The organism is Algoriphagus sp. AK58, assembly GCF_014324365.1.
In the GTDB taxonomy this organism is placed as follows: domain Bacteria; phylum Bacteroidota; class Bacteroidia; order Cytophagales; family Cyclobacteriaceae; genus Algoriphagus.
This window is the reverse complement of record NZ_QEIG01000025.1, coordinates 15,251-27,540: the sequence shown is the minus strand read 5'-3', so window position 1 is coordinate 27,540 and position 12,290 is coordinate 15,251. Positions and strand designations below refer to the sequence as shown.

At 42.4% G+C, this 12,290-nt stretch carries 12 protein-coding genes; 7 read left to right on the top strand and 5 right to left on the bottom strand.

Annotation, left to right across the window (positions count from 1 at the left end; all coding sequences use genetic code 11):
* Nucleotides 1–81: 81 nt before the first annotated feature.
* Nucleotides 82–555 (top strand): response regulator, encoded by a 474-nt coding sequence (locus tag DDT91_RS19115; RefSeq protein ID WP_187177802.1) that lies wholly within the window; start codon nucleotides 82–84, stop codon nucleotides 553–555.
* Here DDT91_RS19115 and DDT91_RS19110 read toward each other — a convergent pair whose 3' ends face one another.
* Genes DDT91_RS19110 through DDT91_RS19100 form a run of 3 tightly spaced genes read right to left on the bottom strand, consistent with a single transcriptional unit; the run spans nucleotide 556 to nucleotide 3,754 of the window.
* Nucleotides 556–1,767 carry an alanine dehydrogenase gene (locus tag DDT91_RS19110; protein WP_187177801.1) on the bottom strand — a complete coding sequence of 404 codons (1,212 nt, stop codon included), beginning with the start codon at nucleotides 1,765–1,767 and terminating at the stop codon, nucleotides 556–558. It lies immediately after the preceding gene.
* The gene (gene tsaE / locus DDT91_RS19105; protein ID WP_187177800.1) at nucleotides 1,757–2,188 is read right to left on the bottom strand and encodes a tRNA (adenosine(37)-N6)-threonylcarbamoyltransferase complex ATPase subunit type 1 TsaE; all 432 of its coding nucleotides are present in this window, start codon (nucleotides 2,186–2,188) and stop codon (nucleotides 1,757–1,759) included. Before tsaE ends, DDT91_RS19110 begins: the two co-directional genes overlap by 11 nt.
* 6 nt (nucleotides 2,189–2,194) lie before the next feature.
* Nucleotides 2,195–3,754: a PglZ domain-containing protein gene (locus DDT91_RS19100; protein ID WP_187177799.1), complete on the bottom strand. Its 1,560-nt coding sequence runs from the start codon at nucleotides 3,752–3,754 to the stop codon at nucleotides 2,195–2,197.
* 59 nt (nucleotides 3,755–3,813) lie between these two features.
* Between DDT91_RS19100 and DDT91_RS19095 the strand changes: the two genes are divergently transcribed.
* The 6 genes from DDT91_RS19095 to DDT91_RS19070 are packed head-to-tail and all read left to right on the top strand — an operon-like array spanning nucleotide 3,814 to nucleotide 9,453.
* Nucleotides 3,814–5,046 carry an HD domain-containing protein gene (locus tag DDT91_RS19095; RefSeq protein WP_187177798.1) on the top strand — a complete coding sequence of 411 codons (1,233 nt, stop codon included), beginning with the start codon at nucleotides 3,814–3,816 and terminating at the stop codon, nucleotides 5,044–5,046.
* 15 nt (nucleotides 5,047–5,061) lie between these two features.
* The gene (lpxD, locus tag DDT91_RS19090) at nucleotides 5,062–6,084 is read left to right on the top strand and encodes a UDP-3-O-(3-hydroxymyristoyl)glucosamine N-acyltransferase (RefSeq protein ID WP_187177797.1); all 1,023 of its coding nucleotides are present in this window, start codon (nucleotides 5,062–5,064) and stop codon (nucleotides 6,082–6,084) included.
* Nucleotides 6,085–6,118: 34 nt separating this feature from the next.
* Nucleotides 6,119–7,513, top strand: a complete 1,395-nt coding sequence (locus tag DDT91_RS19085; protein WP_187177796.1) for a bifunctional UDP-3-O-[3-hydroxymyristoyl] N-acetylglucosamine deacetylase/3-hydroxyacyl-ACP dehydratase — start codon at nucleotides 6,119–6,121, stop codon at nucleotides 7,511–7,513.
* A complete protein-coding gene (gene lpxA / locus DDT91_RS19080) occupies nucleotides 7,510–8,289 on the top strand; it encodes an acyl-ACP--UDP-N-acetylglucosamine O-acyltransferase (protein ID WP_187177795.1) in 780 nt (259 codons plus the stop codon). The genes DDT91_RS19085 and lpxA overlap by 4 nt, the downstream gene beginning before the upstream one ends.
* 1 nt (nucleotide 8,290) lies before the next feature.
* Nucleotides 8,291–8,911: an ATP-binding cassette domain-containing protein gene (locus DDT91_RS19075; protein ID WP_187177794.1), complete on the top strand. Its 621-nt coding sequence runs from the start codon at nucleotides 8,291–8,293 to the stop codon at nucleotides 8,909–8,911.
* 59 nt (nucleotides 8,912–8,970) lie between these two features.
* A complete protein-coding gene (locus DDT91_RS19070) occupies nucleotides 8,971–9,453 on the top strand; it encodes a hypothetical protein (protein WP_255502193.1) in 483 nt (160 codons plus the stop codon).
* Between the two features lie 53 nt (nucleotides 9,454–9,506).
* Here the strand turns inward: DDT91_RS19070 and DDT91_RS19065 are convergent, their stop codons facing one another.
* Nucleotides 9,507–11,894, bottom strand: a complete 2,388-nt coding sequence (locus DDT91_RS19065) for an endonuclease MutS2 (protein ID WP_187177793.1) — start codon at nucleotides 11,892–11,894, stop codon at nucleotides 9,507–9,509.
* Nucleotides 11,894–12,244, bottom strand: a complete 351-nt coding sequence (locus tag DDT91_RS19060) for a DUF4296 domain-containing protein (protein ID WP_187177792.1) — start codon at nucleotides 12,242–12,244, stop codon at nucleotides 11,894–11,896. Before DDT91_RS19060 ends, DDT91_RS19065 begins: the two co-directional genes overlap by 1 nt.
* Between the last annotated feature and the right edge of the window lie 46 nt (nucleotides 12,245–12,290).

The window sequence follows — 12,290 nt, the reverse complement described above, 5'->3', positions numbered from 1 at the left end:
TTGTAAGCTCTTTCTTTAATAGGGTTAGTTTGTGAATTAAAAGCAAAATCGGTTATTTGTATCGGCATTTCTCAGCGCAAAATGGAAACTAAATCAGAAGAAAAAATCAAGATCCTTTACGTAGATGATGAAGAGAATAATCTTCAGGCATTTAAAGCCACGTTTAGAAGGGATTACAAGATCTTTTTGGCCATATCTGCAAAAGAAGGGGTTGAGATTTTAAAAAATGAAGAAGTCGATATCATCATCACAGACCAACGAATGCCTGAAAAGACAGGAGTTGAATTTTTAGAAAGCATTATTCCTGTCTACCCCAAACCAATCCGAATTTTGTTGACAGGGTACACCGACATCCAGGCGGTGATTGACGCTATCAATAAGGGGCAAGTATACCACTATCTAACCAAACCTTGGGAGGAAGACTATCTGAGGACAGTAATCAAAAACGCCTATGAAATTTACTCCTTGAGAAGAGAAAATGAGCGCTTGACAGAAGCCCTACTAAAAGCTAACGAACAGCTTGAATTCTTGCTGAGACAAAATCTTTTATCCTGATCAATACCTTGCTGCCAACAGCAGCTGAAGTTCTTTGTGGTTCAGCCCGAATTTTTTGGCTAAAAAGGCATTGGTCAGACTGCCTCTATAGGTATAGACTCCACGAAGAAACCACTTATAAGTAAAAATCATTTCTTCAGCTCCACCCAAATCATTCATCTGCAAAATGATGGGGGTAAAAATATTGCTCAGGGAGTAGGAAGCTGTCCGTGCTACTCTTGAGGCAATGTTGGGCACACAATAATGAATGACATCATGAACCATATAAATAGGATCATCATGAGTAGTCATCCTAGCAGTTTCGATGCACCCACCTTGGTCGATTCCCACATCAATAATGATGCTCCCATGAATCATATTGGCGACCATTTCTTCAGTCACCACAATCTTGTTCTTGCCTTTTTCCGCTCTAAGCGCTCCGATCACCACATCGGCTTCTGCCAAAGCTTGTGAAAGGCTGAAGTTATCTATGGTAGAGGTATAAATCTGCTGCCCAAGAAGCTGTTTGATTCTCCTCAACTTGTAGATATGGTTATCAAACACCTTGATGCTTGCTCCCAATCCCAATGCTGTCCTCGCGGCATATTCGGCCACAGTACCTGCACCAATTATCACTACCTGAGTTGGCGGAACCCCTGTGATCCCTCCCAAGATCAAGCCTTTGCCTTCATTGACACTGGAGAGATATTCTGCGGCTATCAGCATGACCGTACTCCCGGCAATTTCGGCCATGGCACGCACCACTGGCATTCCTCCCACTTTGTCTTCCAGGTATTCGAAAGCTACTGCGGTGATTTTTTTTTCGTTTAGTGCCTGTATAAATTCCGGACTTTGCTTTTCCAGCTGCAATGCAGAAATCAGACACGCACCTGAGGACATAAAAGTGATTTCTTCCAGTGTTGGCGCATCCACTTTAAGCACTACATCCGCCGAAAAAACCTCTTTTCTGGAATACACAATTTTTGCTCCAGCATCGGCATAATCCTGATCTTTAAACTTTGCCTGTAGGCCGGCACCGGACTCGACCATCACCTGGATATCGTTATTGCTCAAAAGCCCCACTGCTTCAGGAGTAAGTACCACTCTTTTTTCATGGTTTGAAATCTCCTTGGGCAATCCAATGTGCAATGGTTTTCCTCCTTTTTTTACCATTGATGGGGACTCTTTTGGGATCAACCCAACTGAAGTGAGTTCGGATAGTTCAGTAGGCATCTTGGGAATGTTGAAGGGTGATGGTTCTTCCGGAAACAGAATTAGCTTCAATTTTAATCAGGAAAAAATGATCAGGAAGGAATTGGGCGATATTTTCAGCCCATTCCAACCAACAAAATTTCCCACTATAAAAATACTCTTCTATTCCGATATCCAATGCTTCCATGGGATCTTCCATCCTATAAAAGTCAAAATGGAAAACTTTGTCCCCTGTTTCGGTATGGTATTCATTAACGATTCCAAAAGTGGGGCTGCTCACGGATTCCATGACCCCTAATTTTCTTGAAAGTGCCTTTATTAAGGTAGTCTTACCGGCACCCATCTGCCCCTTAAACACCCATATCTTTTCATCTCCGGCAGCTTCAATGACCCGGTCTGCAGCCAGATCAATATCTTCCAATTGGTAAGAAAATGTCAACAAGTTAGCTCAACGTTTAGCCTTCAAATGTACGATCGGAACGATCATTTCCTCCAAAGAGATCCCTCCATGCTGAAAAGTATCCTTGTAATAATTGACATAATAGTTGTAATTGTTGGGATAGGCAAAGAAATAATCTTCTACGGCAAAGACATAAGTAGTAGAAACATTAAGCCTCGGTAGCTTAGCATCTTCCGGTCTTCGGATTTCAAACACCTTTCCCGGTTCAAAATTCAGATTTTTCCCTTGTTTGTACCTCAGATTGGTAGTGACGTTTTTATCACCGATGATGCGATAGGGTTTATTCACCTTTTTAGTACCATGGTCAGTAGTCACAATTACTTCCCCACCGGCATGCTGAATTTTCTTCATCAATTCAAAAAGAGAAGAATGTTCAAACCAACTTCGAGTCAAGGACCGGTAGGCCGATTCATCAGGGGCAAGTTCACGGATCATTTTCATGTCTGTTCTTGCATGCGAAACCATATCTACAAAATTGTAAACCAGAACATTAAATTCATTTTGAAGAAGATTATTGAACTGATCTACGATGGTTTTTCCCTGCTGGGTTTGCAGGATTTTATGGTAAGAAAACTTCACGGGCAACCTATTTTTCTCCAAGTTGATCCTGATCCAGTCTTCCTCAAAGTTATTTTTACCTTCTTCAGAATCCTCATCCTCCCATAGCTTGGGATAAAATTTTGCCATTTCCAAAGGCATCATCCCTGAAAACAGTGCATTTCGGGCAAATGCGGTGGTTGTAGGTAAAATGCTGAAATAGGTGGATTTTTCCTCCACCTGAAAATAGGGATTGATCAAAGACTCAATTTCCTCCCACTGATCCAGCCTGAGGTTATCGATGACAATGAAAAACAGGGGTTTCTTTTTTCGCAACACCGGAAAAACCTTCTCCTTCATTACTTGATGGGAAAGCAAAGGTTTATCCGGATTCGCTTCAGCCATCCAATCCAAATAGTTTTCCTTCACAAATCTCGCAAACGAGGCGTTGGCTTCGGTTTTTTGAGTTTCGAGGACCTCCAGCATGCTCTTGTTTTCGGTAGCATCTATTTGGAGTTCCCAAAAAGTCAATTTCTTGTACAAATCAGCCCAATCCTGATGCGTCTGTGCATCGCCCAAAGCATAGCTGATCTGCATAAATTCCTGCTGGTAGCTTTGCGCGGTTTTGGTGTCGATTAGCTGCTTATTTTGGAGGATTTTTTTTACTGAAAGCCAAATCTGGCTGGGATTGAGTGGTTTGATCAGATAATCTGCGATTTTTCCTCCGATGGCATCATCCATGATATGTTCCTCCTCACTCTTTGTAATCATAACCACAGGGATTTGGGGCTTGATCTGTTTGATCTGCTGGAGAGTTTCCAAGCCTGTCATCCCAGGCATCATTTCATCCAAAAAAACCACGTCAAAATTCTTCTCCTCCACCTCTTCGATTGCGTCTACTCCTGAATTGACCGTAGTGATTTCACATCCTTTTTCTTTCAGGAAAAGAATATGTGGTTTAAGCAGATCAATTTCATCATCCGCCCAAAGAATATGGAATTTTTGAGACATGTCAGTTCACTTTTCTTCTAAAATTATAATTACTTTTGAGTCAATCAAATGAGTGCTGATTGAAAAGCCAGAAAATCCTCAACGACCCGGTTTATGGTTTTATAACCATTCCAAGTGAGTTAATTTTTGCCATTATTGACCACCCCTACTTCCAGAGATTACGCCGGATCAGGCAATTGGGTTTGACTGATTTCGTCTACCCGGGAGCATTGCATACCCGATTTCATCACGCCTTGGGCGCTATGCATCTGATGAGCATTACTTTGGACAACCTCAGAATCAAAGGAACTGAGATTTCTGATGAAGAATACGAGGCTGCGCTAATTGCCATTTTGCTTCATGACATTGGCCATGGTCCATTTTCCCATGCCTTGGAATACAGCCTTCTAACCGGCGTACCCCATGAAGAGCTTTCCTTACTTACCATTGAACTCTTAAACCAGGAATTTGGTGGCAAATTGGACTTGGCATTAAGAATATTTAAGAATCAGTACGACCGTAAATTCCTCAATCAATTGGTATCCAGTCAATTGGATATCGATCGTTTAGACTATCTCCAGCGGGATTGCTTTTTCACCGGAGTGTCTGAAGGCACAATCGGCGCCGACCGCATCATCAAAATGATGGCAGTGAAAGACAATCAACTCGTAATTGAAGAAAAAGGAATCTATTCCATAGAAAACTTCCTAAGTGCCCGAAGGTTGATGTACTGGCAAGTTTATCTTCATAAGACGACCGTGAGTGCCGAAAAAATGCTGATCAACCTGATCCAAAGGGCCAAAATGCTGGCTCAATCAGGCAAAAAGTTTTACGTGACAGAGGAATTTGAATTCTTCATGAAGAACCAAGTCACACTTGCTGATTTTCAAACCAATAAAGCCATTTTGGAAAAATTCCTCAGAATGGATGATTTTGACATTTGGGGAGCTATCAAAATCTGGAAAACTGAAGAAGACTACGTATTGAGAAATATTTCACAAATGTTTTTGACACGTAATCTTTTCAAAATCAACCTTGTAAATGAGGCTATATCCTCTGCTGAATTGGAAAATTTGAGACTTCAAACCGGCAAAAAATTACATATTCCGGAAGAAGACTTAGACTATTTCTTTTCTTCAGGGACGGTAAGCAACTATGGCTACCTCACCAAGGACCGAATCAACATTCTCACCAAAAGCGGAGAGGTGGTGGATGTAGCCAGTGCCGCAGATTTGCCCAACATCAAAGTGATGAGCAAGATTGTGGAGAAGCATTATGTTTGTAGAGCTAAAAAGTTAATTTCACCCAAATAAACCAACCAGGCATTTATGGAATTTTCGTTGGGCCAAATCGCCACGATTTTAGGTGGAACTGTAGAAGGAGATTCAAGCAAAAAAGTATTCAGACTGGACAAAATCCAAGAGGGCAAACCCGGAGGCATCAGCTTTCTGGCCAATGAGAAATATGAGCCTTTCCTTTATGAAACCGAAGCAACTGCAGTCATTGTATCGGAAGGTTTTTCTCCGTCCAAGTCCTTCAAAACCACGCTCATTAGGGTAAAGGACGCCTATTTGGGATTCACCACTTTGCTTGAGGCCTATACCCAAATCACCAAGACTACTTTGGTGGGAGTGGAAGAACCATGCTATATGCATTCGAGCAGCAGCATAGGAGAAAATGCTTACAGGGGTGCTTTTTCCTACATCGGCAAAAATTGTGAAATTGGCACAGGAGTAAAAATTCACGGACACGCCTATGTAGGTGACCGTGTTAAAATCGGCGACGGAAGCATCATTCATCCCGGAGCGAAAATCTGTGCAGACACTATCATCGGAAAAAACTGCGAAATCCACCCTGGGGCTGTGATCGGCTCAGATGGATTTGGATTTGCCCCACAACCAGACGGCACCTATAAAACCATTCCACAAATTGGAAATGTGATCCTTGAAGACAATGTGAGCATAGGATCCAATTCGACAATAGACTGCGCTACCATGGGCTCCACCATTATTAAAAAAGGAGCAAAAATTGACAATCAAGTGCAGATAGCCCATAATGTAGTGATCGGGGAAAATACGGTCATTGCGGCCCAAACTGGAATATCCGGCTCAACGGAGATTGGAAAAAACTGCGTGATTGCCGGGAAAGCAGGGATCGTAGGCCACATCAAAATCGCAGATCAGACAACCATCGGAGCCAATACAGGAATCAGTAAAACCATCAAAACCTCGGGACAAACTCTTTTCGGGTACATGGCCATGGATTTGAAGGATTTTCTCAAGTCCTACAGCATCTTTAAAAATCTGGATCAACTTCAGCGTCGGGTCCAAGAACTGGAAAAAAAGGGCTAATTTTACGGCCCTTATCTTTTGGAGGGATAAACACATGAAAGTAAAACAACACACCATTCAAAAACAGGTGGAATTATCGGGAGTAGGATTACACACCGGAGTAGTTTCTAATATGACCTTCCTCCCCGCACCTCCTAATCATGGCATCAAATTCCAGAGAATTGATTTGGAAGGAAGACCCACTGTGGACGCAGATTGCGACTTGGTAGTGGATGTATCCAGGGGCACCACTCTAGAACAAAATGGTGCCAGAGTTTACACCGTTGAGCATGTATTAGCCGCCCTCGTTGGGCTCGAGATAGATAACGTCCTGATCCAATTGGATGGGCCAGAACCTCCCATCATGGATGGATCTTCAATCCAATTTATAGAAGTACTGGAAGAAGCAGGTCTTGAAGAGCAAAATGCTCTAAGAAGATTTTTTGAGGTACAGGAAAGTATCCAATACAAAGACTCATCCAGAGAAGTGGAGATGGTTGCTCTGCCCACAGATAATTATCGAGTGACTGTGATGGTGGATTATAATTCACCGGTATTGGGCAGTCAGCACGCCTCGATCACGGACATCAGTCAGTTTAAAACAGAAATCGCTTCCTGCAGGACTTTTTGCTTCCTGCATGAGCTGGAAATGCTCTATAATTCCAACCTGATCAAAGGAGGCGACCTCAACAATGCCATCGTAGTGGTGGATCGGGTAGTAGAAAAAGAAGAGTTGGCTCACTTGGCAAAAATGTTCAACAAGCAAAGCGTTGAGGTAAAAAAAGAAGGAATCCTCAACAACGTGGACCTTCGCTATCGAAATGAGCCTGCCCGCCATAAACTTCTGGATGTAGTTGGAGATTTGGCGCTAGTCGGAAGACCTTTAAAAGCACAAATTTTAGCTGCCAGACCTGGTCATGCCGCAAATGTTGCTTTTGCCAAAAAACTAAAAAGAGCAATGGAAAAAATGGGAGCATCACACATCCCTCACTATGATCCTAAGCTTCCTCCTGTGATGGATATCAATCAGATCAGTAATATCCTTCCACATAGATATCCCTTCCAACTGATCGATAAAATCATTTATCTGGATGATACGGTAGTGGCTGGAGTAAAAAATGTAACCATGAACGAACCTTTTTTCATGGGCCACTTCCCTGGCAATCCTGTAATGCCTGGAGTAATGCAGGTAGAGGCAATGGCTCAAACAGGTGGAATTTTGGTTTTAAGTACAGTAGATGACCCAGAAAACTATTGGACCTACTTTTTGGGGATTGAAAGCTGCAAATTCAGAAAGATGGTTTTACCAGGTGACACGCTTGTATTCAAATGTGAATTATTAGCACCAATCCGAAGAGGCATTGCCAAAATGAGAGGAGAAGCCTATGTAGGCAACACCTTGGTGTGCGAAGCAATAATGACCGCAAGCATAACCCGAAAAGACGCATGATCAGTACATTAGCCTCTATTCACCCAGGAGCACAGCTGTCTCCAGGAGTACATGTGGATCCTTTTACCATGATTCATGATGACGTGATCATCGGGGAAAACACTTGGATTGGATCCAATGTCACCATTTTTCCCGGAGCCAGAATTGGCAAAAACTGCAAAATATTTCCGGGTGCTGTGATTTCTGGTATTCCCCAGGATCTAAAGTTTCAAGGAGAAGAATCCACTGTGGTTATTGGAGACAATACCACCATTCGTGAGTGTGTGACGATTTCAAGAGGCACCGTAGATAAGCAAACCACCGTAGTGGGAAGCAACTGTTTACTCATGGCTTATGTCCATGTAGCTCACGATTGTGTCATTGGCAATCATGTGATTATCGCCAACTCCGTACAGATAGCAGGTCACGTATCGATAGATGATTGGGCAATTATCGGCGGATCAAGTGCCGTCCACCAATTCGTGAAAGTCGGAATGCATGCGATGATTTCCGGCGGTTCTCTGGTAAGAAAAGATGTACCACCGTTTACCAAAGCCGCAAGAGAGCCACTTTCCTATGCCGGAGTAAACTCCCTGGGATTAAGAAGAAGAGGTTTTTCCAGCGAAACCATAGCTCATATACAGGAAGTCTATCGCTACCTGTTCCTCAACAGCCTCAACAATAGCAGGGCTCTTGAAGAAATTGAAATTAATCTGCCTGCAACAAAGGAACGAGATGAAATCCTGCATTTTATCCGTTCTTCAGAACGCGGTGTGATGAAAGGTTACATCAACTGATATGCTAAAAATCCAGGTACAGAAAGCGGCAAAACGCTTTCAATACGAGTGGATTTTTAAAAACCTGAACCTGGAACTTACTTTAGGTGACAGCTTGGCTATCACAGGAGGAAACGGCTCTGGAAAATCCACTTTACTCAAGTGTATTTCTGGAGCCGTACCTTTGTCCGGAGGATCTATTTCTTACGTGCTGGACAATCGCCCCCTTCCAGACTCTCAATGGTATACCTCCCTAGCGATCGCAAGCCCCTATTTGGAATTACCTGAGGAATTCACCTTGACGGAAGCAATTGAGTTCCATTTTAAGTTTAAAAGGCCCCTCGCCAAGATGAGCCCAAAAGAGATTATGGAAATCCTTTATTTGGAAAACCATCATAACAAACCAATTTCCCAATTCTCATCAGGCATGAAGCAGCGTCTTAAACTCGGATTGGCCGTTTTTTCAGAGGTCCCAGTAATTCTACTTGATGAACCCACTTCAAACCTAGACAAAAAGGGAATTGGTTGGTATGTAGATCTCATGGAAAACTATACAAGAAACAGAATCTCAATTGTGTGTTCCAATGAGCCTCGGGAATACGAATTCTGCTTACAAAAAATTGCAATGGAGGATTTCAAATAAGCAAATGACTTTGATCTTTGTACGATCTGTTTAATTTTACCTAAATTAAAAATTGAAGTATGAAATTTAGTTTTTTAAAACTCGCCTTTTCCTTTTTGACTTTAGTCATGCTTAACAGCTGCAAGGAAGACCCTGCTCCCATTCCTCAAAAAACGCCTGAACAAATTGCCACGGAAGCTCTGGCTGGATCAGGAACTCAAGCGTGGACCATCGCCGGAGGAGGAAATGTCACTCGGGACGGAAGAGATGTAACAGATCTATACAGCACCTTTGAGTTGGTTTTAAATGCTGGAAGCACTAAAACATATTCCTCCAGAAACAGCAATGAACTCTTTGATGCAAGCGGAAACTGGAGTTTTGCAGGAAGTAATTTTGATAAAATTACTCTTACCGGGATAAAACCAGCTGCTGGAAAAGAAATCTCATTTACCCAAAACAGCAATACATTAAGGCTTCAGTTTAACATTCCTACCCCTGGCTCAAGAATAAATGGTCAGTTTGCAGTTGCAGGTAACTACACCTTTGTGTTGTTAAAAAAATAAATCATACTAACAGTCTCTAGTCTATCAAAATCGGGAGTTTAAGCTCCCGATTTTTATTTTAGGGTAACCAAAGTAACTCCTGCCCCACCACGATCAGCATGTTCATCCTCCAGCTTGCCCACTTGAGGCATAGTTCTTAACAGATTCCGGGTGATTTCACGAAGAATTCCGTCTCCTTTACCGTGTACAATCCGCAAATTTTTGACACCAAGCATGTAGCCCTCGTCGATAAATGTCTGGATCAATGGCAATACTTCTTCCCCCCTTTTTCCTCTCAAATCCAGATTGGACGAAAAGTCCATCATTTTCTCATTGGTATTGTAGTTGCCTCTGCGCTCTACAGCTTTGAGTTCCTTTTTTACCTCTGTCTTGGATATTTTTTCCAATCGGGAAATCTTGACAGTTGATTTCAAGTCTCCTATCGTAATCTCGACAACCTTATTTTTGATAGACAAGACTTCTGCAATAGCACCATTATCTTTCAATCTCACCCAATCTCCAACTTCAATTTCTCCGCCGATCACTTGAATCTCCGGATCTTTGACGGCTATCTTTTCTGGCTTTATTTCCTCTTTGAATACCTCCAGTTCTTTTCTGACCTGCTTAGTCACTTCCTTTTCAGCCTTTCCCTCTTTGATCTCGCGGATCACTGACTCGATTTTCTTATTGGTCTGATCCAAAAGGGCCTTTGCCTCCAGCTTTGCTTCTTGGATATAACGCTTTTTAGTAAGTTCAAGCGTTTCTTTGAGCTGATTATATTCTTTTAAGCGGGTTTGAAGAAGCCTGTCTTTTTCCTTGATTTCTTTGAGGAGAATCGAATATTGATTCTTTTCATTCTCCAGCTGAGTCAGGAGTCTGTCATATCTGACTCTTTCCTCCCCTATGTGGTCTTTGGCATAGCTCAAGATATCCTTTGAAAGCCCGATTTTTGAAGCAATTTCTAGAGCAAAGGAAGAGCCCGGCTTTCCTATTTCGAGCTGATAGATCGGTTCGAGACGATCCACATCATAGCGCATAGCTCCATTGACCAATCCTTGATTTTTGTTTGCTACTTGCTTGAGGTTACCATAATGCGTAGTAATCACACCAAAAGCTCCAAGCTTGTTCAGAGCCAACAAAATGGACTCTGCAATAGCACCACCGAATTGAGGTTCGGTTCCTGTACCAAATTCGTCAATAAAGAGGATTGTTTTTTTATGGGCAAACTGCGTAAAATGCTTCATACTCATCAAATGCGATGAATAGGTACTGAGGTCATTTTCAAGGTTTTGTTCGTCTCCGATATCAATGAAGAAATTATCAAACAAGGAGCTTTTGGAATCAGGATGAACAGGAATCAACAAACCGCACTGCAACATGTATTGGAGTAAGGCAACCGTCTTGAGGGTAACCGACTTTCCTCCTGCATTTGGCCCCGATATGACCAGCAAACGCTCATGTCCTCCCAATTTGATATCCAATGGCACAATGCTTTTACCTTGGGACTTGAGCGCCATTTCCAAAATCGGATGTCTGGCGCGAGTCCAATTCAGGTTTCTTTCTTTGACCAGTTCAGGTTTATTGCTGTCAGTTTTTTGAGCAAAACGAGCTTTGGCCCGAATAAAATCCACTAATCCCAGGAAATTGGTAGCCTTCCTCAATGCAGGAATGGCAGGTCTGAGCTGATCGGTCAAACGGGTTAAAATCCGTATGATTTCCCGCTTCTCCATGTATTCCAGATCCCTGATTTCATTATTGATATCCAGGGCCTCCTCAGGTTCCATAAAAACGGTCTGACCAGTAGCGGATTCATCGTGAATGAATCCTCTCAGCTTCCGCTTATTCTCAGCAGATACAGGGATCACCATCCTTCCTCCCCGGATGGTCATCGAGGCATCCTCCGGAGTCAGCCCTTTAGCTCTGGCCTCCTTGAAGATCCGCTCCATCACTTTTCTCAATCTCCCTTCTTCGTAAAGAATTTGAGAACGGATGAGCTGTAGTTCTTTGGAAGCATTGCTTCTGATTTTCCCTTTCTCATCGATGATCTGATCAATGGCTTTGAGCAGATTCAGATCCAAATCGATCAAAAGCCCCAAAAGTGCACTGAGCGTGGGATAGCTTTCTCCCCATTTTTGGAAAAAAGTGATACAACCTCTGAGCGTTTGAAGGGAAAGTTTTACTTCAAAGAATTCCTCCTGCTCCAAGAATGCCCCTTCCAACTTCGCCTTTTCCAAAAATGGAGTAAGGTTGGTAAAATTAGAAGAAGGAAAAATCTCTCCCGAGATAAGAATTTGCCGGAATTCCTCTGTTTGATCCAAGAGTCTTTGGACCAGATTATAATCAGAAGAAAAAGAAACCTTGTCTACATAGTCTTGTCCCAGAGAAGAGGTACACTCTGCTTTAAGCAGGTCCTTAATCTTTATGAAATTTATTTTTTGCTCGAGATTGGATGGATATAACATTAGAATTGCTCCTCAATTCCCGGATTACTTTCACGAACCATTAATGAGTCAATAACCCTACCGTAGATTCGGTCCATTTTTTCGGCATCTTCCAGGTAATACAACATACTTTTGGTGAAAACCGAATCTGTCACTCCATGTTTGACAAAAACATCACTTTCCATCAGTGAATACAGGACTTGGGATGAATCGTAGGATATAGGCAAGGCACTCACCATTCCTTCGGTTATTTGGATATCTACAAGAATCCCAACCATTTTGCCTTCTGAGAGAATGCCTTCCGGAATGGTGTCTGAGTTGCAGGAAGCTAAAATCAGAAATAGAAAAAACAGGTTTGATATTCGTTTCACAGTTCAAAATTAGGTTTTTTTAACGGATAATATTCCCACCGCTGTA